Annotated in this window: 23 protein-coding genes and 1 other RNA gene; 20 read left to right on the forward strand and 4 right to left on the reverse strand. The window is 61.5% G+C overall.

Annotated elements, in window-relative coordinates; translation table 11 throughout:
- Nucleotides 1-354: 354 nt before the first annotated feature.
- From GIW02_RS09675 to GIW02_RS09685, 3 genes are read left to right on the forward strand one after another with little or no spacing between them, the layout of a single operon-like run.
- Nucleotides 355-1,755 carry a cytochrome c gene (locus GIW02_RS09675; RefSeq protein WP_236411223.1) on the forward strand — a complete coding sequence of 467 codons (1,401 nt, stop codon included), beginning with the start codon at nt 355-357 and terminating at the stop codon, nt 1,753-1,755.
- 3 nt (nt 1,756-1,758) lie between these two features.
- A complete protein-coding gene (locus GIW02_RS09680; RefSeq protein WP_236411224.1) occupies nt 1,759-2,283 on the forward strand; it encodes a sorbitol dehydrogenase family protein in 525 nt (174 codons plus the stop codon).
- The gene (locus GIW02_RS09685; protein WP_236411225.1) at nt 2,280-3,914 is read left to right on the forward strand and encodes a GMC family oxidoreductase; all 1,635 of its coding nucleotides are present in this window, start codon (nt 2,280-2,282) and stop codon (nt 3,912-3,914) included. The genes GIW02_RS09680 and GIW02_RS09685 overlap by 4 nt, the downstream gene beginning before the upstream one ends.
- A 70-nt stretch (nt 3,915-3,984) precedes the next feature.
- Here GIW02_RS09685 and GIW02_RS09690 read toward each other — a convergent pair whose 3' ends face one another.
- The 4 genes from GIW02_RS09690 to GIW02_RS09705 form a co-directional block, all read right to left on the reverse strand.
- Nucleotides 3,985-4,566 (reverse strand): BON domain-containing protein, encoded by a 582-nt coding sequence (locus GIW02_RS09690; protein ID WP_236411226.1) that lies wholly within the window; start codon nt 4,564-4,566, stop codon nt 3,985-3,987.
- Nucleotides 4,563-5,156, reverse strand: a complete 594-nt coding sequence (locus GIW02_RS09695) for a phosphoheptose isomerase (protein ID WP_007904374.1) — start codon at nt 5,154-5,156, stop codon at nt 4,563-4,565. The genes GIW02_RS09690 and GIW02_RS09695 overlap by 4 nt, the downstream gene beginning before the upstream one ends.
- Nucleotides 5,157-5,248: 92 nt before the next feature.
- Nucleotides 5,249-5,620: a YraN family protein gene (locus tag GIW02_RS09700; protein ID WP_236421840.1), complete on the reverse strand. Its 372-nt coding sequence runs from the start codon at nt 5,618-5,620 to the stop codon at nt 5,249-5,251.
- Nucleotides 5,620-7,431 carry a penicillin-binding protein activator gene (locus GIW02_RS09705; RefSeq protein ID WP_236414551.1) on the reverse strand — a complete coding sequence of 604 codons (1,812 nt, stop codon included), beginning with the start codon at nt 7,429-7,431 and terminating at the stop codon, nt 5,620-5,622. Before GIW02_RS09705 ends, GIW02_RS09700 begins: the two co-directional genes overlap by 1 nt.
- 176 nt (nt 7,432-7,607) lie before the next feature.
- Between GIW02_RS09705 and rsmI the strand changes: the two genes are divergently transcribed.
- The 17 genes from rsmI (at nt 7,608) to ftsZ (ending at nt 26,112) form a co-directional block, all read left to right on the forward strand.
- Nucleotides 7,608-8,513 carry a 16S rRNA (cytidine(1402)-2'-O)-methyltransferase gene (gene rsmI, locus GIW02_RS09710; RefSeq protein WP_236414553.1) on the forward strand — a complete coding sequence of 302 codons (906 nt, stop codon included), beginning with the start codon at nt 7,608-7,610 and terminating at the stop codon, nt 8,511-8,513.
- A gap of 95 nt (nt 8,514-8,608) precedes the next feature.
- Nucleotides 8,609-8,962, forward strand: an RNA gene (gene rnpB, locus GIW02_RS09715) — RNase P RNA component class A.
- A gap of 354 nt (nt 8,963-9,316) precedes the next feature.
- Nucleotides 9,317-9,772, forward strand: a complete 456-nt coding sequence (mraZ, locus tag GIW02_RS09720; RefSeq protein WP_004371993.1) for a division/cell wall cluster transcriptional repressor MraZ — start codon at nt 9,317-9,319, stop codon at nt 9,770-9,772.
- Entirely contained in the window at nt 9,769-10,716 is a 948-nt protein-coding gene (gene rsmH / locus GIW02_RS09725; protein ID WP_163003286.1) for a 16S rRNA (cytosine(1402)-N(4))-methyltransferase RsmH, read from the forward strand. The genes mraZ and rsmH overlap by 4 nt, the downstream gene beginning before the upstream one ends.
- Nucleotides 10,713-11,006 carry a cell division protein FtsL gene (gene ftsL, locus GIW02_RS09730; protein WP_010213047.1) on the forward strand — a complete coding sequence of 98 codons (294 nt, stop codon included), beginning with the start codon at nt 10,713-10,715 and terminating at the stop codon, nt 11,004-11,006. Before rsmH ends, ftsL begins: the two co-directional genes overlap by 4 nt.
- A complete protein-coding gene (locus GIW02_RS09735) occupies nt 11,006-12,748 on the forward strand; it encodes a peptidoglycan D,D-transpeptidase FtsI family protein (RefSeq protein ID WP_236414577.1) in 1,743 nt (580 codons plus the stop codon). Before ftsL ends, GIW02_RS09735 begins: the two co-directional genes overlap by 1 nt.
- Nucleotides 12,748-14,211 carry a UDP-N-acetylmuramoyl-L-alanyl-D-glutamate--2,6-diaminopimelate ligase gene (locus GIW02_RS09740; protein ID WP_236414555.1) on the forward strand — a complete coding sequence of 488 codons (1,464 nt, stop codon included), beginning with the start codon at nt 12,748-12,750 and terminating at the stop codon, nt 14,209-14,211. The genes GIW02_RS09735 and GIW02_RS09740 overlap by 1 nt, the downstream gene beginning before the upstream one ends.
- Complete coding sequence (locus GIW02_RS09745) at nt 14,204-15,574, forward strand: UDP-N-acetylmuramoyl-tripeptide--D-alanyl-D-alanine ligase (protein ID WP_236414557.1); 1,371 nt, start codon at nt 14,204-14,206, stop codon at nt 15,572-15,574. Before GIW02_RS09740 ends, GIW02_RS09745 begins: the two co-directional genes overlap by 8 nt.
- A complete protein-coding gene (mraY, locus tag GIW02_RS09750) occupies nt 15,574-16,656 on the forward strand; it encodes a phospho-N-acetylmuramoyl-pentapeptide-transferase (RefSeq protein ID WP_236414559.1) in 1,083 nt (360 codons plus the stop codon). The genes GIW02_RS09745 and mraY overlap by 1 nt, the downstream gene beginning before the upstream one ends.
- A gap of 6 nt (nt 16,657-16,662) precedes the next feature.
- Complete coding sequence (gene murD, locus GIW02_RS09755; RefSeq protein WP_236414564.1) at nt 16,663-18,009, forward strand: UDP-N-acetylmuramoyl-L-alanine--D-glutamate ligase; 1,347 nt, start codon at nt 16,663-16,665, stop codon at nt 18,007-18,009.
- Nucleotides 18,006-19,229: a putative lipid II flippase FtsW gene (ftsW, locus tag GIW02_RS09760; RefSeq protein WP_456361596.1), complete on the forward strand. Its 1,224-nt coding sequence runs from the start codon at nt 18,006-18,008 to the stop codon at nt 19,227-19,229. Before murD ends, ftsW begins: the two co-directional genes overlap by 4 nt.
- Nucleotides 19,219-20,289, forward strand: coding sequence for an undecaprenyldiphospho-muramoylpentapeptide beta-N-acetylglucosaminyltransferase (murG, locus tag GIW02_RS09765; RefSeq protein WP_236414566.1), 1,071 nt, complete (start codon nt 19,219-19,221; stop codon nt 20,287-20,289). Before ftsW ends, murG begins: the two co-directional genes overlap by 11 nt.
- The gene (gene murC / locus GIW02_RS09770; protein ID WP_236414568.1) at nt 20,282-21,727 is read left to right on the forward strand and encodes a UDP-N-acetylmuramate--L-alanine ligase; all 1,446 of its coding nucleotides are present in this window, start codon (nt 20,282-20,284) and stop codon (nt 21,725-21,727) included. The genes murG and murC overlap by 8 nt, the downstream gene beginning before the upstream one ends.
- Nucleotides 21,724-22,680 carry a D-alanine--D-alanine ligase gene (locus GIW02_RS09775; protein WP_236414570.1) on the forward strand — a complete coding sequence of 319 codons (957 nt, stop codon included), beginning with the start codon at nt 21,724-21,726 and terminating at the stop codon, nt 22,678-22,680. Before murC ends, GIW02_RS09775 begins: the two co-directional genes overlap by 4 nt.
- Before the next feature lie 4 nt (nt 22,681-22,684).
- Complete coding sequence (locus GIW02_RS09780) at nt 22,685-23,554, forward strand: cell division protein FtsQ/DivIB (RefSeq protein WP_236414572.1); 870 nt, start codon at nt 22,685-22,687, stop codon at nt 23,552-23,554.
- A gap of 15 nt (nt 23,555-23,569) precedes the next feature.
- Nucleotides 23,570-24,832: a cell division protein FtsA gene (gene ftsA / locus GIW02_RS09785; protein ID WP_025855584.1), complete on the forward strand. Its 1,263-nt coding sequence runs from the start codon at nt 23,570-23,572 to the stop codon at nt 24,830-24,832.
- A 74-nt stretch (nt 24,833-24,906) separates the two neighbouring features.
- On the forward strand, nt 24,907-26,112 hold the full coding sequence (gene ftsZ, locus GIW02_RS09790; RefSeq protein WP_017526184.1) for a cell division protein FtsZ: 1,206 nt from the start codon (nt 24,907-24,909) through the stop codon (nt 26,110-26,112).
- The last annotated feature ends 59 nt before the right edge of the window (nt 26,113-26,171 follow it).

Here is a 26,171-nt window from a genome sequence, read left to right on the forward strand (position 1 = left end):
GTTAGATAATTGTCATATAGGGCTTTTTCAGGTTTTTCATAAATTCGCGGATAACAGCACATACGTTCAAGCATGCTGAAAATTTACCGAGCGCCGCCCTTTTTTCGTCAAAAACTCATTAATGTTGCCGTGGCCCATTCGCCTGTCACGCCGAAACACCTGATCTAGACGCTTCGTTCAAAACCACGGATTGATGGCCAATGGCTTTTTAATCTGTTGCCAAATATTGCTCGGCATGAAATATTCGCCCCGTCTCGTCGTATGACGTCCGATAACAAGATGAGTTATTCGATAAGCCATCAGAGCTTACGAATCCGTGAAAGCCATGAGTGCAGTTCTGTAGGGTAAATAGACATGCCGCGTAAAACGGTTGGGGAAAAAGGCCTAAGACGTGCCTTGGCGGGCGTACTGACGCTGGTGGTATGGGGGGCCGGGAGTGCATCTGGCCAGGCACTGGATGCCACGGCATCGGCGGGCAAGCGCCTGGCGGTAGCAGCGGATTGCGTGGCGTGCCACACCGCGCCAGGTGGGCAGCCGTTTGCTGGCGGCTACCCGCTCAGTTCGCCGATGGGGGTGATTTACTCGACCAACATCACGCCTTCCAAAACAGCCGGTATCGGTGGCTACACTGCCGAGCAATTTGCCCGTGCGGTGAGGGATGGAGTGACGCCGGACGGCACCCATCTCTACCCGGCCATGCCGTACACCTCCTACGCGAAGATGACCGACGCTGATGTGGCGGATCTCTACCAGTACTTCATGCACGAAGTGCAGCCGGTCGACGCGACGACCCAGAAAACCAACCTCGACTTCCCGTTCAACATCCGCGCCTCCATGCTCGGCTGGAACGCGTTGTTTCACAGCCAGAAACGCTTCACGCCAGACCCTGCCAAATCCGCCCAGGTGAACCGGGGCGACTACCTCGTCAATGCGCTGGCTCACTGCGATACCTGCCACACCCCGCGCAATGTGTTGATGGCTGCCGATAACAGCAAGCCCCTCGCCGGTGGCGCGTTAGGCAGTTGGTACGCACCCAATATCACCTCGGACAAAACCAGTGGCATCGGCGCCTGGTCCAGCGATGAGCTGGTGGCGTACCTGCGTACGGGCCATGTTGAAGGCAAAGCCCAGGCCGCCGGCCCGATGGCAGAAGCGGTCGAACACAGCCTGCAACACCTGGACGATGTCGACCTCAAGGCCATCGCGGCCTACCTGCTGCAAACCCAGCCGATCAACACCGGCGAGGCCAAGGCGCGCCATGAGTTCGGCCAGGCCTCCAGTGATGAGCTGAGCCTGCGTGGCGGCAAGCCCGAGGACAATCCGGGCTGGCATATCTTCAGCGGCACCTGCGCCAACTGCCACCAGGCGAACGGGCAGGGCACGCGTGAGTATCCGTCGCTGTTTCACAACACGGCCACCAGCCGCAGCGACAACCTGATCGCTGCAATCGTCTACGGCGTGCACCGCGAAGTCGACGGTGTCGCCATCGACATGCCGGCGTTTGGCCCGGATGCGCTGTTCACCGACCGTCTCAACGACCAGCAGATCGCCGATGTGAGCAACTATGTGCTCTCCCGATACGGCAATGACGCGCTGACGGTTACCGCAGCCGATGTGGCCCAGGTTCGCGAGGGCGGGCCCAAGGCACCGTTGGCGGTGATGGCCAGGTTCACGGTCCCGGCCATCGTCATCGCCTGCATCCTGATTGCCTTGGCGGCGATCGTTATTGTCCGTCGCCGACGTCGGGAGGTTTGAATCATGGACTCATCTTTGAATGCACTGGCGCTTTCACGTCGTAGCCTGCTGCGCGGTTCGGTCACCTTGGGCCTGACCGCCCTGGTTGGCGGGCTGATGCCTTGGCAATCGGCCATGGCTGCTGCCCAGTCGGATGCGGATTTCGCGGCCTTGTCGCAGTTTCTGGTCAGCCGCCCGGTCAACCCGGTTCTGGCGGCGCGCTACTACGCGGCGCTGGACAAGCGTGCGCCGAACTTCGCGACCAACGTGATCGCGCTCAAGCAATTGGTCGCCGAGCGCGGCCTCACGCATGTCGATGACTACCTGGCGTTGGCCGATGCCGACCCTTCATTGAAGGCCACGGCCACCAGCATTATTTCGGCCTGGTACCTGGGCATCGTCGGCGAGCCGGTCGACGCCGAGCTGATCAGCTACAGCGAAGCGCTGATGTATCGGCCCACCCACGGCACCCTCATCATCCCCACTTACGGTGGCGGCCCGGATTCATGGGGCCCCAAACCTAAAGCGCCACAGGATTTCAAACTATGAGCAACGCTGATTTCGATGCCGACGTAGTCATCATCGGTTCCGGTGTGATGGGCGGGCTGATTGCAACCGGCCTGGCCAAGGCCAACAAGTCGGTGATCGTTCTGGAAGCCGGCCCCCGGGTCAATCGCCGGGACGTGGTGGAAACCTTCCGCAATGCTCCGGTCAAGCTGTCGCTGGCCAACGCCAAGCTGCAGGGCGCGGGCTCACCGTACCCAAGCCTGCCGCATGCGCCGTCGACCTATGGCGATTACTTGCAGCAGGTCGGGCCGGTCAAATACAACACCTCCTACCTGCGGGTGGTGGGCGGTACCACGTGGCACTTCGGTTCATCGCTGTGGCGTATGTTGCCGAACGATTTCCGCCTGAAGTCGTTGTATGGTCGTGGCCGCGACTGGCCGATCAGCTACGACGAGCTTGAACCGTTCTACGCGCGGGCCGAAACCGAGCTGGGCGTGTCCGGCGTCGATGGCCAGGATGAGAGCGGGCAGGGCGGCGACGCTTTCCCGCCACGCTCGATTCCGTACCCGATGGAGGGGCTCAAGCCCAGCTACATGTTCACCCGGCTTTCGGAAATGCTCGGCAAGGGCGGCTATAACCCGATCCTCGAGCCCAACGGCCGCGCCACTCGCCCGTATGGCAAACGGCCGCCCTGCGCCGGTAACAACAACTGCAACCCGGTGTGCCCGATTGCCGCCAAGTACGACGGCTCGATGCATATCGACGAGGCGGAGCGCCACGGCGCCAAGGTCCTGGAAAACTCGGTGGTGTACAAAATCGAGGCTGGGGACGACGGCAAGATCACCGCGATCTGGTACATGCGCCCGGACAAATCGACCCACAAGCTGACCGCGCGCTATTTTGTGCTGGCCGCCTATGGCATCGAGTCGCCCAAGCTGCTGCTGATGTCCACGTCCGACAAATACCCCAACGGCATTGCCAACTCGTCGGACCAGGTCGGTCGCAACCTGATGGACCACACGGGCATCAGCATGAACGTCATGACCAAGGAAGACATGTGGCCGGGCGAAGGCCCTACGCAGCTGCTGGTCTACCTGAACAGCCGCGACGGCGCGTTCCGCAAGGACTACCCGGGCTACAAGATCAAGGTGCGCAACACGGTCCCGGCGTCGCAGATCACCTCCAACCTGATTGCCAAGGGGGTGCTGGGTTCCAAGCTGGACGAGCAGATCCGCTTGCAGTCGGCGCGTTCGCTGAACTGGGCGGTGGACTTCGAAACCCTGCCGTTGCCGGAAAACCGCGTAACGCCGAGCAAGACCAAGTTCGACGCCATTGGCCTGCCGGTGCCGGAGATCTACTACAGCGTGCCTGACTACTGGCATGCGGGTAAGGAGAAGGCGCTGGAGGACTTCAAGCAGTTCGCCACGCTGCTGGATGCCGACATTCTCAGTACGGATGTCGGCTTCCAGAACCGTCAACACATCATGGGCACCACCATCATGGGCGATGATCCCAAGGACTCGGTAGTCGACCGCGATTGCCGCAGCCATGACCACGCCAATCTGTTTATTGCGGGCACCAGCGTGATGCCGTCGTCGTCCTGCGTGAACCCCACGCTGACCGGTGCGGCGTTGAGTATTCGTATTGCCGATGTGTTGGTGAGCGAAGTCTGAGGCGTTAATTGACGCAAAAAAAAGCCCCCTGGCGCTTCAAGCGCAGGGGGCTTTTTCGTTTGGCTTCACATCAGTCGATGTATTCGAACACTTTTACGATTTTCTGCACGCCGGACACACCCTGTACCAGGTTCGCGGCGCGGGTGGCTTCTGCCTGGGTCAGCAGGCCCATCAGGTACACGATACCGTTGTCGGTGACGACCTTGATCCGTGAGCCCGGGATCGCATTGTCAGTCAGCATCTGCGCCTTGATCTTGGTGGTCAGCAGGGCATCGTTACTGATGGCCAGCAGGGTGATCGGGTCCATCACCTGCAGTTCGTTGTGCACCTTCTTGACCCGCTGCACCGCCGCAGCGGCTTGTTCGGCCTGGGCCTTGAGGTCGGCGCGCGGCGTCTGGCCGGCAAGCAGCACAACACCGTTGAAGCTGGTCACGATGATGCGCGATGCACCATTGCCCAGGTCGGTGGCGGCTTTGGCGACGTTCACCTCGACCTTGGTTTCGATCAGCGAGTCATCGATCTTGCTGCCGAAGGTGCGAGTACCCTTGTCGTCCTGGATGGGGGTGTCACGTGTCGCGGTAATGGCCGTGCTGCATCCGCTGATGCCGAGGCACAGCGCGATAGCCAATAGGCTGAGACTTTTAACGGTCATTCTTCACTCCCGAACAGTTGGCTGTCGATCAGATCGCACAGGCAGTGGATCGCCAGCAGGTGGACTTCCTGAATACGTGCGGTGACATTGGCCGGGACGCGAATCTCTACGTCTTCGGGCAGCAGCAGCGAGGCCATGCCGCCGCCATCGCGTCCGGTCAATGCTACGACAATCATTTCGCGATCATGTGCGGCCTGGATCGCTTGAATAATGTTCGCCGAGTTGCCACTGGTGGAAATCGCCAGCAGCACATCGCCCGGTTGGCCCAGGGCGCGGATCTGCTTGGAGAAGATTTCGTTGTAGCTGTAGTCGTTGGCAATCGAGGTGATCGTCGACGAATCGGTGGTCAACGCGATGGCTGGCAGGCTCGGGCGCTCACGCTCGAAGCGGTTGAGCAACTCGGACGAGAAATGCTGGGCATCACCGGCCGAACCGCCGTTGCCGCACGAAAGCATTTTGCCTTCGTTGAGCAGGGCATTGACCATGACCTGACTGGCTTGCTCGATGTGCGGTGCAAGTACGTCCATCGCCTGTTGCTTGGTGTCGATGCTGGCCTGGAAAAGCTGGCGAATTCGGGATTGCATGTCCATCTGTGTGACCTTAATTAGCGCGGCTGTTTGGCACAGAAATGTGCAGCCCGCAAAGCAAAGAGCAAAAGTGTGTGGTGAAGGTGTCCGGCGAATCAGCTGTCGAAGGCACTTTTGAGCCAGTTCAGATCAGCCTTGCCTGACGGTGTGCTTTCTATGGCAACCACATCGAAACGGCAGGGGGAATCGGCCCAGCGATGCTCTTTTTGCAGGTAAAACTGCGCGGCGAGTATCAGCTTCTGACGCTTGCGCCCGTCGATACTGGCGAGCGCGCCACCCCATTGTGCGTGTTTTCTGTAGCGGACTTCGACGAATACTACTGTATCGCCGTCAAGCATGACCAGATCAAGCTCGCCGCGTTTACACAACCAGTTCTGCGCCAGAAGGCGCAGACCCTGTTGTTGCAGGTATTTCAGAGCAAGCAGTTCGGCATCCTTGCCGCTTTGTGCGCTGGACCGCTCGGGCATCAGCGCGGGGTGTCCGGCAGGCGCTGGATCTCGCCGCCGACGAACTTGGCCCATGGCATCTGGCGGTCGACGCGTTGGTTTGCGCTGATGCCGAGGTTGCCCGACAGGCCATCAACGCGAGTGTCCGGCAAGGCCTTGAGCTGGCCCAGGCGTGGCGCCAGGCGGTAGGCGTCGACGCCCATCGCGTACAGGCGGCCAAGGCTGCCATTGGCTTGCGGCCATTGTGCGGCAACCTGGTTGCGCAGCGGGTCGGTGGTGTTCAAGAGCCAAGGGGTTTCGCAGAACATCACGTTGGTCATGTCCAGGTACTGGTTCTTGTCACCGCTGGCACTGAACACGTGGGACGTCGCGTACACCGGCACATCACCCGCGTACTGGAAGTTCAGGGTCGGCTTGATCTGCTGGGCCAACTGCGGCGTTACGGCCAGGAAGATGAACTCGATGTCCTGGCGACGCGACGGTTGTGCCGCTACGTCGGTGCCGACGGTGTTTTGCAGGCTCTTGGCGCGACCTTCGCTTTTACGCAGTTGGAACAGGTCAGCGATCTGCTGCGCCAGGGCCACGGGCTGGTCGACATATTCGACACCCACGACGGTCCCGCCGTTGGCTTCCCAGTCCTGGCGGAAGGCCTTGTAGACACGCTCGCCCCACTCACCGCGCGGCACCATCGCGGCGGCGCGGTGCAGGCCGTCGGCACGGGCGCGGCGCGATACTTCGCGGGCTTCGTCTTCAGCGGCCAGGCCGAACTGGAACAGTTGCGCAGGGCCTTGATCGGTTTCGCTGTAGTTCAGGGCCAGGGTGGTGATCGGCAACTGAGGGCGTGCGCTGAGCTGCTTGACCAACGGTTTTTCCAGCGGGCCGACCACCAGTTGCACACCGGCGGCCTGGGCCTTGGCGTAGAAGTCGTCGATGGAGGTCAGGCGCGAGCTGTCATAGAACTCGATGACCGGCGGCTTCTGCCCGGCTTGTTCGGCCTGGTAGTGCGCGGCCATGAAGCCTTCACGCAGTGCCTTGCCAACGGAGGCCAGCGGGCCATCCTGAGGCAGCAGCAGAGCGATCTTGCTCAGGGGCTGGCTGGCCAGTTCCTTGAGCTTGGTCAGCGGCGTCGGCAGTTGCACGGCAGCCGGGTGGCCCGGGTTTTGTGCGCGCCAAGTGTCGATGGCGGCCTGTTGCTGTTCAAGCGTACCGGCGCCTTTGACCGACTTGGCCAGGGTGATCCAGCCGTCGAGCACCGGGTTGCCGCTGGCTTGCAGCTGTTCGGCGGGCAGGGCGGCAATCAATGCCCAGATGGCTTCGTGGTTGCTGTTGGCGGCGTCGCCGGTCAGCAGCGGGGCCATGGCCACACGTTCGCGGGCGGCGGCCAGGGTCTGGCCGTCTGCTTCGTACGCGCGGGCATGCACGGTGCCGGTGCGGATCTGCTGTTCAGCCGGCAGCTCCTTGAGGCTTTGCAAGCTTGGATGGCTCAAAGCAGTCAGCGCGGCCTTGGGCTGGTTGCGCGCCATGGCCAGTTCGGCGGCCAGGGTGCTGGCGAACACTTGCGCAGCCGGCTTCAGCGTGTCGAGGGGCACTTGCGCCAGAATCTGCGCCGAGCGGCCAGGGTTATTCTGTTTGTAGGCCATGTCTGCCGCACTCAGGCGCAGTAGCGCGGCCTTTTCTGGCGTATTGGCGGTAGTCGCCTGTTCGAGCAGTTGCTCGATACTGGCGTCCGGGGTCCGTGGTAGGTCGCCAAGGCTGGACGAGGGCGAGCTGGCACACGCGGCCAACAAGGCAGCGAGGCAGAGGGCGGAGAGCAGCCGCAGGCAAGCGATCATGTAAGTGTTCCTGATACCGATCAAATTAGCGTGGAATTGTACCCAAGCACTGGCCCAGGCGCGATGTTACTGGCGTGAAACCGTCGATTTAGGTCATGCAAGTGCTGCAAACGGCCGTTGACGGTTGGGGTGGCATCGACTTGGGCGGCATATTATCAAGGCGTCTACGCGCTACAATGCGATTTTTCCCAACCATCGAGGTGTGCGTTTTGACTGCTCCAGGTCCTTTGAATTCCACTGCAGGCTCGCTTTTTGTCGTGGCGACGCCCATTGGCAACCTGGACGACATCAGTGCCCGGGCGCTGAAAGTGTTGCGCGACGTTAAACTGATCGCGGCTGAAGACACGCGGCACTCCCAGCGATTGATGCAGCATTTTGGTATCAGTACGCCACTGGCGGCCTGCCATGAGCACAACGAGCGTGAAGAAGGCAGCCGTTTCATCGTCCGTTTGCTGGCGGGTGATGATGTGGCGCTGATCTCCGATGCAGGCACGCCGTTGATCTCCGACCCGGGTTACCACCTGGTTCGTCAGGCGCGGGCTGCTGGTATCAATGTAGTGCCTGTTCCGGGAGCGTGCGCGCTGATTGCTGCACTATCGGCGGCTGGTCTGCCGTCGGATCGGTTTATTTTCGAAGGTTTCCTGCCGGCCAAGGCCGTGGGGCGCCGCGCGCGTCTTCAGGCCTTGAAGGAAGAGCCGCGCACGTTGATCTTCTACGAAGCCCCGCATCGCATCCTTGAATGCCTGCAGGACATGGAGCTCGTGTTCGGCGGCGCGCGCCTGGCCCTGTTGGCCCGCGAACTGACCAAGACCTTCGAAACCCTCAAAGGCCTTCCGCTTGAAGAGCTGCGCGCCTTTGTCGAAGGTGACAGCAATCAACAGCGCGGTGAGTGCGTGGTGCTGGTCGCGGGCTGGACCGCTCCGGAGAATGAAGATGCCGTGGGCAGCGAGGCGATGCGCATCCTGGACCTGCTGCTCAAGGAAATGCCGCTCAAGCGTGCAGCGGCGCTGGCGGCGGAAATTACCGGCGTGCGCAAGAACGTGTTGTATCAAGTTGCGCTGGATAAACAGAAAGGCGAGTAGTTCCGGGGTAAACCGGTATTTCGTCCGAACGTGATGGCAATACTGCGCTTTTAATACTTGTCCTCAAGCCGCCGTGCCGTTAACCTGCGCGGCGGAGAGTCGATTGGACAGTCGCTGCCCTCTATGAAAATTAGGGGGGGGAGGAAAGTCCGGGCTCCATAGGGCGAAGTGCCAGGTAATGCCTGGGAGGCGTGAGCCTACGGAAAGTGCCACAGAAAATAACCGCCTAAGCATTTCGGTGCCGGTAAGGGTGAAAAGGTGCGGTAAGAGCGCACCGCACGACTGGCAACAGTTCGTGGCTAGGTAAACCCCACTTGGAGCAAGACCAAATAGGGTCCCAAGGCGTGGCCCGCGCTGGGACCGGGTAGGTTGCTAAAGATGTCCAGTGATGGCCATCGTAGACGAATGACTGTTCAAGACAGAACCCGGCTTACAGATCGACTCTCCACCTTTTTCCTTTTGTCCGAATCTCGGGCAAAAAACCGGTAGTAACGCAAGAATCCCTCCCTGCCGAATCATTGGCAGATGCATCTTCGTAATACCAAAAAAATCTTACTCTTAATAAATCACTTTAACTTTAAACCATAGCTCTTTGAGCTATTTGCGCTTGATGAGCCAAAAACATCGCCGAACTCTGGTTTCTCCTCCGTTTACGCTCCTAAATCTCCGTTCTGTAAGGCTTTTCCTTGAATCCGCGCCTTGACGGTGTGGTGGGCGCATTCCTATAGTGTGCGCAAGTGGCGGAAAGTGGCACAAAGTGGGTTTTTTGAACGTAAAACGCTAAAATTTGGAGAAACGCATCTGTGTTTCGCGGAGCTAACGCTATCAGTCTCGATGCAAAAGGCCGTCTCGCTATGCCGAGCCGGTATCGTGACGAGCTGATTTCGCGAAGTTCCGGGCAGTTGATCATCACCATTGATGCCGTTGACCCTTGTTTATGTGTTTACCCGCTCGATGAGTGGGAGTTGATCGAAACCAAGTTGCGCGCGCTGCCTTCATTGCGTGAAGAGAACCGTCGCCTTCAGCGTTTGCTGATTGGCAATGCCGTCGACCTCGAGCTCGATGGCAGTGGTCGTTTCCTGGTGCCACCGCGTTTGCGCGAGTACGCCAGGCTGGATAAGCGCGCAATGCTGGTGGGCCAGCTGAACAAGTTCCAATTGTGGGACGAAGATGCCTGGGATGCTGTGTCTGCAGCTGACCTGGCTGCTATTCAACAACCGGGCGCTATGCCTGATGAACTGCGTGATTTGATCCTGTGACTATTGATAGCGGCTTTAACCACATCACCGTACTGCTTGACGAAGCCGTTGAGGCTCTCGCCGTACGCGCGGATGGCTGCTATTTGGATGGCACCTTCGGCAGGGGCGGGCATAGTCGGTTGATACTCAGCCAGCTCGGGTCCGACGGTAAGCTCCTCGGGTTCGACAAAGACCCCCAAGCGATTGCCACCGGGCAAGCGCTAGCGGCCGAAGACGGCCGCTTTGTCGTTGTGCAGCGCAGCTTTGCCGAGCTGGGTGCCGAAGTCGCCGAGCGCGGTATGGCGGGCAAGGTGGCCGGGGTTTTGCTCGACCTCGGCGTCTCCTCGCCGCAGCTCGATGACCCGGAGCGCGGTTTCAGTTTCATGAACGACGGCCCGCTTGATATGCGCATGGACCCGACCCGTGGCATCAGCGCGGCCGAGTTCATCGCCACCGCGTCACACGAAGAAATCACTCGCGTGTTCAAGGAATACGGTGAAGAACGCTTCGCCGGTCGCATGGCGCGTGCCGTGGTCGAGCGCCGCGAAATCCAGCCGTTCGAACGCACCGCTGATCTCGCCGAAGTGCTGAAGGTCGCCAACCCCGCGTGGGAAAAAGGCAAGAACCCGGCGACCCGCGCGTTCCAGGGCCTGCGTATTCACGTCAACAACGAATTGGGCGACCTGGAGGCCGGCCTTGAGGCTGCCCTCGAGGCGCTGGAAGTGGGCGGTCGCCTGGTGGTGATCAGCTTCCACTCCCTGGAAGACCGTATCGTCAAACTGTTCATGCGTCGCCTAGTCAAGGGTGAGTCTGACAACCTGCCGCGCAACCTGCCGGTGCGTTTCGAAGCCTTTGTGCCGAAAATCAAAATTCATGGCAAGGCGCAGTTCGCTTCCGAAGCCGAACTCAAGGCCAACCCACGTTCGCGCAGCGCCGTCATGCGCGTCGCGGAGAAGTTGCGGTGAGCAAGCTTTTCGCCAAGCCCCTGCCGGGCGGCAGCTTCTTTATGCTGCTGCTGTTTGTCGGCGTGCTGATTTCCGCGATTGCGGTGTCCTACAGCGCGCACTACAACCGCCAGTTGCTCAATACCCTGTACGGGGAGTTGAGCGTGCGCGATAAGGCGCAAGCGGAATGGGGCCGGCTGATCCTCGAGCAAAGCACCTGGACCGCCCACAGTCGCATCGAAGTGCTGGCCACCGAACAGCTGAAAATGCACATCCCGGGCGCGGCCGAAGTTCGCATGGTGGCGCCATGATGAAACTCGAAGGCGCACTCTACCCATGGCGTTTCCGCCTGATGCTCGGCTTGCTGGCATTGATGGTGGGTGCGATTGCCTGGCGCATCATCGACCTGCAAGTGGTCGATCGTGACTTCCTGATCGGCCAGGGCGATGCCCGCAGCCTGCGTCATATTCCTATTCCGGCGCACCGCGGCCTGATCACCGACCGTAATGGCGAGCCTCTGGCCGTCAGCACCCCGGTGACCACCCTGTGGGCCAACGCCAAAGAGCTGCAAGTGGCCAAGGACCGCTGGCCGGCACTCGCCGCCGCGCTGGGCCAGGACCCGAAAGCCTTGTCCGAGCGTCTGGAAGCCCAGGCCAATAAAGAATTCATCTACCTGGTTCGCGGCCTGACCCCCGAGCAAGGCCAGCAAGTACTCGATCTTAAAGTCCCCGGTGTCTATGGCATCGAGGAATTCCGTCGTTTCTACCCGGCCGGTGAAACCACCGCGCATATGGTTGGCTTTACCGACATCGATGACCACGGTCGCGAAGGTGTCGAGCTGGCCTACGATGAATGGCTGGCCGGGGTTCCCGGCAAACGACAAGTCATCAAGGATCGGCGCGGCAGGTTGATCAAGGATGTCCAAGTCACTAAAAACGCCAAGGCCGGTAAGCCCTTGGCGTTGTCGATTGACCTGCGCCTGCAGTACCTGGCCAACCGCGAGCTGCGTAACGCGATCATCGAAAATGGCGCGAAGGCCGGCAGCCTGGTGATCATGGACGTGAAGACCGGCGAGATCCTCGCCATGGTCAACCAGCCGACCTACAACCCGAACAACCGTCGCAACCTGCAGCCGGCGATGATGCGCAACCGCGCCATGATCGACGTGTTCGAGCCGGGCTCGACCATGAAGGCCATCTCCATGAGTGCCGCCCTCGAAACCGGGCGCTGGAAACCCAGCGACAAGGTCGAGGTGTACCCAGGCACGTTGCAGTTGGGCAAATACACCATCCGTGACGTGTCCCGTACCGAAGGTCCGGTGCTGGATTTGACAGGTATCCTGATCAACTCCAGTAACGTGGGCATGAGTAAGGTCGCCTTCGATATCGGCGGCGAAACCATTTACCACCTCGCGCAAAAAATCGGCCTGGGCCAACCCACTGGCCTTGACTTCCCGGGCGAGCGCGTCGGCAACCTGCCGAATTATCGCGACTGGAAAAAAGCCGAGACTGCCACGCTTTCCTACGGTTACGGCCTGTCGGTGACCGCGATCCAACTGGCCCATGCGTTCTCTGTATTGGCGAATAATGGCCGCATGGTTCCGCTGAGCCTGATCCACGTCGACGAAGCGCCTAAAGCCACCCAGGTGATCCCGGAAAACGTCGCCAAGACCATGCAAGGCATGCTGCAACAAGTGATCGAAGCGCCACGCGGCGTGTTCCGTGCCCAGGTGCCGGCCTATCACGTGGCCGGCAAGTCCGGTACCGCGCGTAAGACATCGGTAGGCACCAAGGGCTATGCAGAAAACTCCTATCGCTCTTTGTTCGCCGGTTTTGGCCCAATGAGCGACCCTCGCTACGCCATCGTCGTAGTGATCGACGAGCCAAGCAAAGCCGGTTACTTCGGCGGCCTGGTATCCGCGCCGGTGTTCAGCAAAGTGATGTCCGGCACCCTGCGCCTGATGAACATCACGCCGGACAACCTGCCGCCCACTCAACAGGCGAATGCCGGACCACCGGTCGCTGCTGTCAAAGCCAATGGAGGGCGCGGCTGATGTCTCTGAGCCTGAACAAGATTTTTGCCCATGCCGGTCGCGATCTGTTGATCCGTGAGTTGAGCCTGGACAGCCGCGCTGTACGCGCCGGTGACCTGTTCCTGGCGGTGCCTGGCGGTAAGTACGACGGCCGTGCGCACATTGCCGATGCACTGCAACGCGGTGCGGCCGCCGTGGCCTATGAAGTGGAATGCGCCACCGTGTTGCCGATCACCGACGTGCCGCTGATTCCGGTCAAAGGCTTGGCCAAGCAGCTGTCGGATATCGCCGGGCGCTTCTACGGCGACCCGAGCCGCCACCTCAACCTGGTCGGCGTCACCGGCACCAACGGCAAAACCAGCGTGACCCAACTGGTCGCGCAAGCGCTTGACCTGTTGGGCCAGCACTGCGGCATCGTCGGCACCCTGGGCACCGGTTTTTATGGCGCGCTGCAAAGCGGCCTGCACACCACGCCCAACCCGATCGCCGTGCAAGCGACCCTGGCCGACCTGAAAAAGGCCGGTGCCAAGGCGGTTGCCATGGAAGTCTCGTCCCACGGCCTGGACCAGGGTCGCGTGAGCGCGCTGGCGTTTGATGTGGCGGTGATGACCAACCTGTCCCGCGACCATCTCGACTACCACGGCACTATGGAGGCGTACGCCGCCGCCAAGGCCAAGCTGTTTGCCTGGAATGACCTCAAGTGCCGCGTGGTGAACCTGGACGATGAGTTCGGCCGCGAACTGGCTGCCCAGGACAGCGAAGCGCGCCTGATCAGCTATAGCCTCAAGGATCCCAGCGCTTACCTGTATTGCCGCGAAGCCCAATTCAATGATGAGGGCGTGCGCGCCACGCTGGTTACGCCGCAGGGCGAACACCATGTGCGCAGCACCTTGCTGGGGCGTTTCAACCTGAGCAACGTGCTGGCGGCCATCGGCGCTTTGCTCGGCCTGGATTACGCCCTCGATGAAATCCTGCGCGTGCTGCCCAAGCTCGAAGGCCCGGCCGGGCGCATGCAGCGCCTGGGTGGCGGCACGCAACCGCTGGTGGTGGTCGACTATGCCCACACGCCGGATGCCCTGGAAAAAGTCCTCGAAGCCTTGCGCCCTCATGCCAAGGGCAAACTGCTGTGCCTGTTCGGCTGTGGCGGCGATCGCGATCGCGGCAAGCGCCCGCTGATGGCCGAGATTGTCGAGCGGCTGGCCGATGGTGTGCTGGTGACCGACGACAACCCGCGCAGCGAAGACCCGAGTCAGATTTTCGACGACATCCGCGCGGGCTTCAAAGACGTGTCCAAGGCCACCTTCGTGACCGGTCGCGGTGCTGCGATTGCGCAACTGATCGCCAGCGCCAGTGCTGACGACGTGGTGGTGCTGGCCGGCAAAGGCCACGAGGACTACCAGGAAATCAACGGCGAACGGCATGCCTTCTCCGACCTGGTCGAGGCCGATCACGCCCTGACCGCCTGGGAGGTCGCGCATGCTTAAAACGATGAAATTCAGCGAACTGACCCAGGCCCTGTCGGCCCGCGTACTGTCGAGCGATTGCAGCTTTGATGGCGTCAGTATCGACAGCCGCAACATCCAGACAGGTCAATTGTTCGTTGCGCTGGCCGGCCCGCGTTTTGACGGCCATGACTACCTGAATGACGTAGCCGCCAAAGGCGCCGTAGGTGCGTTGGTGCAGCGCGAAGTCGCGGACTCCACCCTGCCGCAATTGCTGGTCGCCGATACGCGTCTGGCCCTGGGCCAACTCGGCGCGCTCAACCGCGCCGCGTTTGATAAGCCCGTGGCGGCCATCACCGGCTCCAGCGGCAAGACCACGGTCAAGGAACTGCTCGCCGGCATCCTGCGCACGCGCGGGCCGGTGCTGGCTACCCGTGGCAACCTGAACAATGATTTCGGCGCTCCGCTGACCTTGCTCGAACTGGCCCCGGAACACACCGCCGCCGTGATCGAACTGGGTGCTTCGCGTATTGGCGAGATCGCCTACACCGTGGCGCTGACCAAGCCCCACGTCGCGATCATCAACAACGCCGGCACTGCCCATGTGGGTGAGTTCGGCGGCCCGGAGAAAATCGTCGAAGCCAAGGGCGAAATCCTCGAAGGCCTCGATGCCTCGGGCACTGCGGTATTGAATCTGGACGACAAGGCTTTCGAAACCTGGCGCGTACGCGCTGCCGGGCGCAAGGTGCTGACGTTTGCCGTGCTGAATGCGGCGGCGGATTTCCATGCGACCGACATCACGGTCGACGCCCGAGGCTGCCCGTCCTTTACCTTGCATACCCCGCAAGGCAGCGAGCATGTGCAGCTGAACCTGTTGGGCAACCATAACGTCGCCAACGCCTTGGCCGCCGCCGCTGCCGCGTACGCCTTGGGTGTGTCGCTGTTCGGCATTGCCACCGGGCTGGGCGCAGTGCAGCCGGTCAAGGGCCGCACGGTGGCGCAGTTGGCGAGCAACGGCATGCGGGTGATCGACGACACCTACAACGCCAACCCGTCCTCGATCAATGCGGCGGTTGACCTGCTCAAGAGCTTTGCCGGGCGCAAGGTGCTGGTACTGGGTGATATCGGCGAGCTGGGCGACTGGGCTGAACAAGGCCATCGCGAAGTCGGCGCCTATGCCAGCGGCAAAGTCGACGCGCTTTACGCCGTTGGCCCGAACATGGCTCACGCCGTCGATGCCTTTGGCCTCGGCGCGCGGCATTTTGCAACCCAGGCCGAGCTGATCCAGGCGCTGGGCGTGGCTGAACACGATAAAAACACAACCATTTTGATCAAGGGATCGCGCAGCGCGGTGATGGAAAACGTCGTCGCGGCCTTGTGTGGCTCAAGTACGGAGAAACATTAATGCTGCTGCTGCTGGCTGAGTATCTGCAACAGTTCCACAAAGGCTTCGCGGTCTTTCAGTACCTGACCCTGCGCGGGATCCTGGGTGTGCTGACCGCGCTGTCTCTGTCGCTGTTTTTGGGGCCGTGGATGATCCGCACCCTGCAGAACCTGCAAATTGGTCAATCGGTCCGTAACGACGGCCCGCAGTCGCACCTGTCCAAATCCGGCACTCCGACCATGGGCGGTGCGCTGATCCTGTCGTCCATCGGCATCAGCACCTTGTTGTGGGCCGACCTGCACAACCGCTACGTATGGGTGGTGTTGTTGGTGACCTTGCTGTTCGGCGCCATCGGCTGGGTCGATGACTACCGCAAAGTGATCGAGAAGAACTCCAAGGGGCTGCCAAGCCGCTGGAAGTATTTCTGGCAGTCGGTGTTCGGCCTCGGCGCTGCAATTTTCCTGTTCATGACGGCGCCAAGCGCGGTTGAAACCACCCTAATCATCCCGATGCTCAAGGATGCCAGCATTCCACTGGGCGTTGGTTTCGTGGTGCTGACCTACTTCGTGATCGTCGGCTCCAGCAACGCGGTGAACCTGACCGACGGCCTCGACGGCCTGGCGATCATGCCGACGGTGATGGTGGGCGGCGCGCTCGGCATCTTCTGCTACCTGTCGGGTAACGTGAAATTCGCCGAATACCTGCTGATCCCGTACGTACCGGGCGCGGGCGAGTTGATCGTGTTCTGCGGCGCATTGATCGGTGCCGGCCTGGGGTTCCTGTGGTTCAACACCTACCCGGCACAAGTCTTCATGGGCGACGTCGGCGCACTGGCGCTGGGCGCGGCCCTGGGCACCATCGCGGTGATCGTTCGCCAGGAAATCGTGCTGTTCATCATGGGCGGTGTGTTCGTGATGGAAACCCTGTCGGTGGTCATCCAGGTGGCTTCCTTCAAATTGACCGGGCGCCGCGTGTTCCGCATGGCGCCGATTCACCACCACTTTGAACTCAAGGGCTGGCCTGAGCCACGCGTGATCGTCCGTTTCTGGATCATCACCGTGATTCTGGTACTGGTCGGCCTTGCCACCCTGAAACTGAGGTAGAAACGAGTGTCCCTGATCGCTTCAGACCACTTCCGCATCGTTGTCGGCCTCGGCAAGAGCGGCATGTCCCTGGTTCGCTTCCTGGCGAACCGGGGCAAGCCGCTTGCCGTGGCCGATACGCGGGAAAATCCACCGGAGCTGGTCACGCTGCGCCGTGACTACCCGCACGTGGAAGTGCGTTGTGGCGAGCTGGATGTCGAGTTTCTGTGCCGTGCCGATGAGCTCTACGTGAGCCCAGGCCTGGCCCTGGCGACACCGGCCCTGCAAGCGGCGGCGGCCCGTGGCGTGAAGCTGTCCGGCGATATCGACCTGTTCGCGCGTAACGCGCAGGCGCCGATCGTGGCCATCAGCGGTTCCAACGCAAAAAGCACCGTGACCACCCTGGTCGGCGAAATGGCGGCTGCGGCCGGCAAACGCGTGGCGGTGGGCGGCAACCTTGGCACCCCGGCGCTGGACCTGCTCAGCGACGACGTCGAGCTGTACGTGATGGAGTTGTCGAGTTTCCAACTGGAAACCACCCACGACCTCGGCGCCGAAGTGGCCACCGTGTTGAACGTCAGTGAAGACCACATGGACCGCTACAGCGGCCTGCCGGCGTACCACCTGGCCAAGCACAGGATCTTCCGCGGCGCCCGGCAGGTGGTGGTCAACCGTCAGGATGCCCTGAGCCGTCCGTTGATGGGTGAGGGCCTGCCGTGCTGGACCTTTGGCCTGGGCAAACCGGACTTCAAAGGCTTCGGCATTCGTGAAGAGAACGGCGAGAAATACCTGGCCTTCGAATTCCAGAACCTGATGCCGGTGCGCGAGCTGAAAATCCGTGGCGCGCATAACCAGTCCAATGCCCTGGCGGCCCTGGCCCTCGGGCACGCGGTGGGCTTGCCGTTCGACGCCATGCTGTCGGCCCTGCGTAGCTTCGGCGGCCTTGAGCATCGCTGCCAATGGGTGCGCGACCTGAACGGCGTCAGCTATTACAACGATTCCAAGGCCACCAACGTCGGTGCCGCCCTGGCCGCCATCGAAGGCCTGGGCGCCGATATCGACGGCAAGCTGGTACTGATCGCCGGTGGCGACGGCAAGGGTGCCGACTTCAAAGACCTCAAAGGCCCAGTGGCTGCGCATTGTCGCGCCGTGGTGCTGATGGGCCGCGACGCCGACCTGATCGCCGCCGCCCTCGGTGATGCCGTGCCGCAAGTACGTGCCACGTCCCTGGACGATGCGATTGCCCAGTGCAAAGCCCTGGCCCAGCCCGGTGATGCCGTGCTGCTGTCGCCGGCGTGCGCCAGCTTCGACATGTTCAAGCACTACGAGGAGCGCGGCCAGCTGTTCGCCAGCGCCGTGGAGGGCTTGGCATGAACATCAACTTGAGAAATATCATCAAGCCGTACCCGTCGCCGATCATCACCGGGCGCGGTATCGATTTGGATTTCCCGATGCTCGCCGGTTGCCTGGCGCTGCTGGGCCTGGGCCTGGTGATGATCACGTCGGCGTCCTCCGAAGTGGCCGCCGTGCAGTCGGGCAACACCCTGTACATGATGATCCGCCACCTGGTGTACCTGGTGATCGGCCTGGGCGCGTGCATCGTGACCATGATGATCCCCATCGCCACGTGGCAACGCCTGGGTTGGCTGATGCTGATCGGGGCCTTTGGCTTGCTGATCATGGTGATCCTGCCCGGCATCGGCCGCGAGGTGAACGGTTCGATGCGCTGGATCGGCTTCGGCGCGTTCAACGTGCAGCCTTCGGAAATCGCCAAGGTCTTCGTGGTGATCTACCTCGCGGGCTACCTGGTGCGCCGCCAGAAAGAAGTGCGCGAAAGCTGGATGGGCTTCTTCAAACCCTTCATCGTGCTGCTGCCGATGGCCGGCCTGCTGCTGATGGAGCCGGACTTCGGTGCCACCGTGGTGATGATGGGCGCGGCGGCGGCGATGCTGTTCCTCGGCGGCGTCGGCCTGTTCCGCTTCACCTTGATGGTGGTGCTGGCGGTGGCTGCCGTGACCATCCTGGTGCAGGCGCAACCCTACCGGATGGCGCGTCTGATCACCTTTACCGACCCGTGGTCCGACCAGTTCGGCTCCGGCTACCAACTGACTCAGGCATTGATCGCCTTCGGTCGCGGTGAGTGGCTGGGCGTAGGCCTGGGCAACAGCGTGCAGAAACAGTTCTACCTGCCGGAAGCGCACACCGACTTCGTGTTCTCGGTACTCGCCGAAGAACTGGGCGTGGTCGGCTCGCTGTGCACCGTCGCACTGTTCGTATTCGTGTGCGTGCGCGGCATGTACATCGGCTTGTGGGCCGAGAAGGCTAAACAGTATTTCGCCGCCTATGTGGCGTACGGCTTGTCGTTCCTGTGGATCGGCCAGTTCCTGATCAATATCGGCGTGAACGTCGGCCTGCTGCCGACCAAGGGCCTGACCTTGCCGTTCCTCAGTTACGGCGGCAGTTCGTTGGTGATTTGCTGCGCGTGCCTGGGCTTGTTGCTGCGCATCGAGTGGGAGAGTCGAACCCACTTGGGCAGCGAAGAGATGGAGTTCAGCGAAAGCGACTTTGCCGAGGAGCCGACCCATGGGCGCTAATGTGCTGATCATGGCGGGCGGCACCGGGGGCCATGTGTTCCCGGCCCTGGCGTGTGCGCGCGAATTCCAGAACCGTGGCTACAGCGTGCACTGGTTGGGTACCCCGCGCGGTATCGAAAACGAGTTGGTGCCGAATGCCGGTTTGCCGTTGCATTTGATCAACGTCACGGGCTTGCGCGGCAAGGGCAAATTGTCCCTGCTCAAGGCGCCGTTCGTGTTGCTTAAAGCCGTGTGGCAGGCGCGCAAGGTGATCCGTGAATTGAAGCCCGTGTGCGTGCTCGGCTTTGGCGGTTATGTGACCGGCCCAGGCGGCGTTGCTGCCAGGTTGGCCGGTGTGCCGGTGATCGTGCATGAGCAGAACGCCGTTGCCGGTACCGCCAACCGTTTGCTGGTGCCCCTGGCGGCGCGTGTGTGCGAGGCGTTCCCGAATACCTTCGGTGCGTCGGACAAACGCCGCACCACCGGCAACCCGGTGCGCACCGAGCTGTTTATGGACATCGCACGCCAAGCGCTGGCTGGGCGCAAGGCGCACCTGCTGATCCTGGGCGGAAGCCTGGGCGCCGAGCCGTTGAACAAATTGCTGCCGGAAGCGGTGGCGCAACTGCCTGTGGAGTTGCGCCCGGAGATCTTCCACCAGGCTGGCAAGAATCACGATGAAGTGACCGCCACACGCTACCGCGAGGCTGGGGTCGAGGCGAATGTGCAGCCCTTCATCAAAGACATGGCCCATGCCTATGGCTGGGCCGACCTGGTGGTCTGCCGCGCTGGTGCGCTGACCGTCAGTGAACTGGCCGCCGCCGGTCTGCCGTCCTTGCTGGTGCCTTTGCCCCATGCGATCGACGATCACCAGACCCGCAACGCCGAATATTTGGCCGGGGAGGGCGCTGCCTTCCTGCTGCCGCAAAGAACGACTGGCGCCGCCGATTTGGCCGCACGCCTGACCGAGGTTTTGATGCAACCGGAACGACTCAACAGCATGGCGAGCACCGCAAGCCGCCTGGCCAAACCTGACGCAACCCGCACCGTGGTCGATATCTGCCTGGAGGTGGCCCATGGTTGAGAATCAGAAAGCCATGCCACAACCCGAGATGCGCCGCATCCGTCGTATCCACTTCGTCGGTATCGGCGGCGTGGGCATGTGCGGCATTGCTGAAGTGTTGCTCAACCTCGGCTACCAGGTGTCCGGCTCCGACTTGAAAGACTCGCCGGTTACCGAGCGTCTCAAGTCCTTTGGCGCGCAGATTTTTATCGGCCACCGTGCCGAGAACGCCGCCGAGGCTGACGTGCTTGTCGTGTCCAGTGCTGTGAACACCTCCAACCCGGAAGTGGCCACCGCTCTTGAGCGACGCATTCCAGTCGTGCCACGTGCCGAGATGCTGGCCGAGCTGATGCGCTATCGCCACGGCATCGCCGTCGCCGGTACGCATGGCAAAACCACCACCACCAGCCTGATCGCCTCGGTGTTCGCGGCCGGTGGCCTGGACCCGACGTTCGTGATCGGTGGCCGCCTGAATGCCGCTGGCACCAATGCCCAGCTGGGTACCAGCCGCTACCTGATCGCCGAAGCCGATGAAAGTGATGCGAGCTTCCTGCACTTGCAGCCGCTGGTCGCCGTGGTCACCAACATCGACGAAGACCACATGGCAACCTACGACGGTGACTTCAACAAGTTGAAGAAAACCTTCGTCGAGTTCCTGCACAACCTGCCGTTCTACGGGTTGGCTGTGGTGTGCCTGGACGACCCGGTGGTGCGTGAAATCCTGCCGCTGGTCAAGCGCCCCACCGTGACCTACGGCTTCAGCGAAGACGCCGATGTGCGCGCAATCAATGTGCGTCAGGAAGGCATGCAAACCTTCTTCACCGTGCTGCGCCCGGACCGCGAGCCGCTGGACGTCTCGGTGAACATGCCGGGCAACCACAACGTGCTTAATTCTCTGGCGACCATCTGCATCGCGTCCGATGAAGGCGTCAGCGATGAAGCCATCGTCGAAGGCCTGTCGCGCTTTGCCGGTGTGGGCCGTCGCTTCCAGGTCTACGGGCAACTGCCGGTAGACGGTGGTGACGTGATGCTGGTGGACGACTACGGCCACCACCCGACCGAAGTCGCTGCCGTGATCAAAGCCGTGCGCGGTGGCTGGCCGGAGCGCCGTCTGGTGATGGTTTACCAGCCGCACCGCTACAGCCGTACGCGCGACCTGTACGACGATTTCGTCAATGTACTGGCCGATGCCAACGTGCTGCTGCTGATGGAAGTCTACCCGGCCGGTGAAGAACCGATCCCCGGCGCCGACAGCCGCAAGCTGTGCAACAGCATCCGTCAGCGTGGCCAGTTGGACCCGATCTACATCGAACGCGGTGTCGACCTGGCGCCGATCGTCAAGCCGCTGCTGCGCGCCGGTGACATCCTGCTGTGCCAGGGCGCCGGTGATATCGGTGGTCTTGCGCCCAAGTTGCTTGCCAGCCCGCTGTTTGCAACGGCGCAGGGGAAATCGAAATGACCACGAATTACGATGCGCTGTTTTCCACTGTCGCCCCCGCCGACTTCGGCCGCGTGGCTGTGCTGTTCGGCGGCAAGAGCGCTGAACGTGAAGTCTCGCTCAAGTCCGGCAATGCCGTGCTCGAGGCGCTGCAAAGCGCGGGTGTGAACGCTTTCGGTATCGACGTGGGCGATGATTTCCTCGCGCGCTTGCAGGCCGAGAAGATCGACCGTGCCTTCATCATCCTTCACGGTCGTGGCGGTGAAGACGGCAGCATGCAGGGCCTGCTGGAGTGCGCTGGCATCCCTTACACCGGCAGCGGCATCCTCGCGTCGGCACTGGCGATGGATAAGCTGCGCACCAAGCAGGTGTGGCACAGCCTGGGTATTCCAACCCCGCGTCACGCTGTGTTGTGCAGCGAAGACGATTGTATTTCTGCGGCCAAGGAACTGGGCCTGCCTTTGATCGTCAAACCAGCCCATGAAGGCTCCAGTATCGGCATGGCCAAAGTGAACTCGGCCGCCGAATTGATCGACGCATGGAAAGCGGCAAGTACCTACGATTCGCAAGTGTTGGTGGAACAGTGGATTCAAGGCCCTGAGTACACCATCGCCACCCTGCGTGGGCAGGTATTGCCGCCTATCGCATTGGGCACGCCCCATACCTTTTACGACTACGACGCCAAGTACGTGGCTTCCGATACTCAGTACCGGATCCCGTGCGGCCTCGACGCAACCAAGGAACAGGAATTGATGGACCTCACGGCGAAAGCCTGTGAGGCGCTGGGTATCGCCGGTTGGGCGCGGGCAGACGTGATGCAGGACGACCAAGGGAATTTCTGGTTCCTGGAAGTCAACACCGCACCGGGCATGACCGATCACAGCCTTGTACCTATGGCCGCCCGTGCCGCCGGCCTGGATTTCCAGCAGTTGGTGCTGGCGATCCTGGCCGCAAGCATTGAGCCTAGAGGCTAAGCACATGAAAGGCGCATCGCTTCGTCATCAGCCCCCACAAGCACCCGGCCGCAAGCCGGTGCCACGGGGTGCCAGCCGAATGGTGGCTAAAGAGCCGATGTCAGCGCGCCTGCCGAAAGCCAATTTTGGTTTTATCAAGGCGCTGTTCTGGCCGGTGCTGCTGGTGGTGTTGGGCTTTGGCACTTACGAGGGTGCACAGCGTCTATTGCCGTACGCCGACCGGCCGATCACCAAGATCAGCGTGCAAGGCGACCTGAGCTATATCAGCCAGCAAGCGGTGCAGCAGCGTATCGGCCCGTTCCTGGCCGCGAGCTTCTTCACCATCGACCTGGCGGGTATGCGCGCAGAGCTGGAACAGATGCCGTGGATCGCCCACGCCGAAGTCCGCCGTGTATGGCCGGACCAGGTGACGATCCGCCTGGAAGAACAACTGCCTGTGGCCCGATGGGGTGACGAGGCGCTGTTGAACAACCAGGGTCAGGCGTTCACCCCGCGTGAACTGGCCAACTACGAGCACCTGCCGCAGTTGTTCGGGCCACAGCGGGCGCAACAGCAAGTGATGCAGCAGTACCAGGCCTTGAGCCAGATGCTGCGGCCACTGGGCTTCTCCATTGCACGCCTGGAACTGCGTGAACGGGGTAGCTGGTTTTTGACGACCGGGGCAGGCAGTTCCGGCCCAGGCATCCAGTTGTTGCTGGGACGCGACCGCTTGGTGGAAAAGATGCGCCGCTTTATCGCCATCTATGACAAGACCTTGAAAGAACAGATTACGAACATTGCGAGCGTCGACCTGCGTTACGCCAACGGCCTTGCCGTCGGCTGGCGTGAACCGGCTGCGCCCACGGCAGCGCAACCCGCTGTCGCGAAGAATTAAGAAGAGGCAGGACCCATGGCAAACGTGCAAAGCGGCAAAATGATCGTCGGTCTCGATATCGGCACCTCCAAGGTGGTGGCGCTGGTGGGCGAGGTCGGGGAAGACGGCACGATCGAAATCGTCGGTATTGGCACGCATCCGTCCCGGGGCCTCAAGAAGGGCGTGGTGGTGAACATCGAGTCCACCGTGCAATCGATCCAGCGCGCTATTGAAGAAGCGCAGCTGATGGCCGGTTGCCGGATCCACTCGGCGTTCGTCGGCGTGGCGGGTAACCATATCCGCAGCCTGAACTCCCACGGCATCGTGGCGATCCGCGACCGCGAAGTCAGCTCGGCCGACCTTGAGCGCGTCCTCGACGCCGCCCAGGCCGTGGCGATCCCGGCTGACCAGCGCGTGCTGCACACCCTGCCGCAGGACTACGTAATCGATAACCAGGAAGGCGTTCGTGAGCCCCTGGGCATGTCGGGCGTGCGTCTGGAAGCCAAGGTCCACGTGGTGACCTGCGCCGTCAACGCTGCACAGAACATTGAAAAATGCGTACGCCGCTGCGGCCTCGAAATCGACGACATCATTCTTGAGCAGTTGGCGTCGGCCTACTCGGTACTGACCGACGACGAAAAAGAACTGGGCGTGTGCCTGGTCGACATCGGCGGCGGCACCACCGACATCGCGATTTTCACCGAAGGTGCGATCCGTCACACCGCTGTGATCCCGATTGCCGGCGACCAGGTCACCAACGACATCGCCATGGCGCTGCGTACACCGACCCAGTACGCCGAAGAAATCAAGATCCGCTACGCCTGTGCCCTGGCCAAGCTGGCCGGTGCCGGTGAAACCATCAAAGTGCCAAGCGTCGGCGACCGTCCACCGCGCGAACTGTCGCGCCAGGCCCTGGCCGAAGTGGTCGAGCCACGCTACGACGAGCTGTTCACCCTGATCCAGGCTGAACTGCGCCGCAGCGGCTACGAAGATTTGATCCCGGCCGGCATCGTGCTGACCGGTGGCACCTCGAAGATGGAAGGCGCGGTCGAACTGGCCGAGGAAATCTTCCACATGCCGGTCCGCCTGGGCGTGCCCCATGGCGTCAAAGGCCTGGGCGACGTGGTGCGTAACCCGATTTATTCCACCGGTGTGGGCTTGCTGTTGTACGGGCTGCAAAAGCAGACCGACGGCATTTCCCTGTCGGGCCCGAGCAACCGTGACAGCTACCGCAGCGACGACGAGGCGAAAGCGCCGTTGTTCGAGCGCTTGCAGGCTTGGGTCAAAGGCAATTTCTAAAGATTTACCGCTACACCGCAACACAGAAAGAAGCAGTAGGCGAAAAAACTAGAGATAACGAAAGGAGAGGGAACATGTTCGAACTCGTAGACAACATCCCCGCCAGCCCGGTCATCAAAGTGATTGGTGTTGGTGGTGGCGGCGGCAACGCTGTCAACCATATGGTCAAGAGCAACATTGAAGGCGTTGAATTCATCTGCGCCAACACTGATGCCCAGGCGCTGAAAAGCATCGGCGCGCGGACCATCCTGCAATTGGGCACAGCCGTGACCAAGGGCCTCGGCGCTGGCGCCAATCCGGAAGTCGGCCGTCAAGCCGCCCTGGAAGACCGCGAGCGTATTGCTGAAGTGCTGCAAGGCACCAACATGGTGTTCATCACCACCGGCATGGGCGGCGGTACCGGTACCGGTGCAGCTCCGATCATTGCCGAAGTGGCCAAGGAAATGGGCATTCTGACAGTTGCTGTCGTGACGCGTCCGTTCCCGTTCGAAGGTCGCAAGCGCATGCAGATCGCCGACGAAGGCATCCGTCTGCTGTCTGAAAGCGTCGACTCGTTGATCACCATCCCCAACGAGAAACTGCTGACCATCCTGGGCAAGGACGCCAGCCTGCTGTCCGCATTCGCCAAGGCTGACGATGTACTGGCCGGTGCCGTTCGCGGTATCTCCGACATCATCAAGCGCCCAGGCATGATCAACGTCGACTTTGCCGACGTACGTACCGTGATGAGCGAAATGGGCATGGCGATGATGGGCACTGGCTGCGCCAGCGGTCCGAACCGTGCACGCGAAGCCACCGAAGCGGCCATCCGCAACCCGTTGCTGGAAGACGTGAACCTGCAAGGCGCGCGCGGCATCCTGGTGAACATCACCGCCGGTCCTGACCTGTCCCTGGGTGAGTACTCCGACGTGGGTAGCATCATCGAAGCGTTCGCTTCCGAGCACGCCATGGTCAAGGTCGGTACCGTTATCGATCCAGACATGCGCGACGAGCTGCACGTGACCGTGGTTGCTACCGGCCTGGGCGCGAAAATCGAGAAGCCTGTGAAGGTTATCGACAACACCCTGCATAACAGCCAAGCCAGCCACGCCAGCCAAGCGGCTGCTGCTCCAGCGCCTTCGCGCCAGGAACTGCCGTCGGTGAACTACCGTGACCTGGATCGTCCGACCGTGATGCGCAACCAGGCTCAGGCCGGTGCTGCGGCGTCCCGTAGCCCGAATCCGCAAGATGATCTGGACTACCTGGACATCCCGGCATTCCTGCGTCGTCAGGCCGATTAATGGAATGTATCAGGGCTATGAAGGTGATTGGTGTTCAGCAAAGGTCTGGTCTGCTATTA

Source organism: Pseudomonas syringae (assembly GCF_021606685.1).
In the GTDB taxonomy this organism is placed as follows: domain Bacteria; phylum Pseudomonadota; class Gammaproteobacteria; order Pseudomonadales; family Pseudomonadaceae; genus Aquipseudomonas; species Aquipseudomonas syringae_R.

Coding starts and splice junctions, on each gene's coding strand:
- GIW02_RS09675 (WP_236411223.1), top strand. CDS start 355: ATGCCGCGTAAAACGGTTGGGGAAAAAGGCCTAAGACGTGCCTTGGCG.
- GIW02_RS09680 (WP_236411224.1), top strand. CDS start 1,759: ATGGACTCATCTTTGAATGCACTGGCGCTTTCACGTCGTAGCCTGCTG.
- GIW02_RS09685 (WP_236411225.1), top strand. CDS start 2,280: ATGAGCAACGCTGATTTCGATGCCGACGTAGTCATCATCGGTTCCGGT.
- GIW02_RS09690 (WP_236411226.1), bottom strand. CDS start 4,566: ATGACCGTTAAAAGTCTCAGCCTATTGGCTATCGCGCTGTGCCTCGGC.
- GIW02_RS09695 (WP_007904374.1), bottom strand. CDS start 5,156: ATGGACATGCAATCCCGAATTCGCCAGCTTTTCCAGGCCAGCATCGAC.
- GIW02_RS09700 (WP_236421840.1), bottom strand. CDS start 5,620: ATGCCCGAGCGGTCCAGCGCACAAAGCGGCAAGGATGCCGAACTGCTT.
- GIW02_RS09705 (WP_236414551.1), bottom strand. CDS start 7,431: ATGATCGCTTGCCTGCGGCTGCTCTCCGCCCTCTGCCTCGCTGCCTTG.
- rsmI (WP_236414553.1), top strand. CDS start 7,608: ATGCGATTTTTCCCAACCATCGAGGTGTGCGTTTTGACTGCTCCAGGT.
- GIW02_RS09735 (WP_236414577.1), top strand. CDS start 11,006: ATGAAACTCGAAGGCGCACTCTACCCATGGCGTTTCCGCCTGATGCTC.
- GIW02_RS09740 (WP_236414555.1), top strand. CDS start 12,748: ATGTCTCTGAGCCTGAACAAGATTTTTGCCCATGCCGGTCGCGATCTG.
- GIW02_RS09745 (WP_236414557.1), top strand. CDS start 14,204: ATGCTTAAAACGATGAAATTCAGCGAACTGACCCAGGCCCTGTCGGCC.
- mraY (WP_236414559.1), top strand. CDS start 15,574: ATGCTGCTGCTGCTGGCTGAGTATCTGCAACAGTTCCACAAAGGCTTC.
- ftsW (WP_456361596.1), top strand. CDS start 18,006: ATGAACATCAACTTGAGAAATATCATCAAGCCGTACCCGTCGCCGATC.
- murG (WP_236414566.1), top strand. CDS start 19,219: ATGGGCGCTAATGTGCTGATCATGGCGGGCGGCACCGGGGGCCATGTG.
- murC (WP_236414568.1), top strand. CDS start 20,282: ATGGTTGAGAATCAGAAAGCCATGCCACAACCCGAGATGCGCCGCATC.
- GIW02_RS09775 (WP_236414570.1), top strand. CDS start 21,724: ATGACCACGAATTACGATGCGCTGTTTTCCACTGTCGCCCCCGCCGAC.
- GIW02_RS09780 (WP_236414572.1), top strand. CDS start 22,685: ATGAAAGGCGCATCGCTTCGTCATCAGCCCCCACAAGCACCCGGCCGC.
- ftsA (WP_025855584.1), top strand. CDS start 23,570: ATGGCAAACGTGCAAAGCGGCAAAATGATCGTCGGTCTCGATATCGGC.
- ftsZ (WP_017526184.1), top strand. CDS start 24,907: ATGTTCGAACTCGTAGACAACATCCCCGCCAGCCCGGTCATCAAAGTG.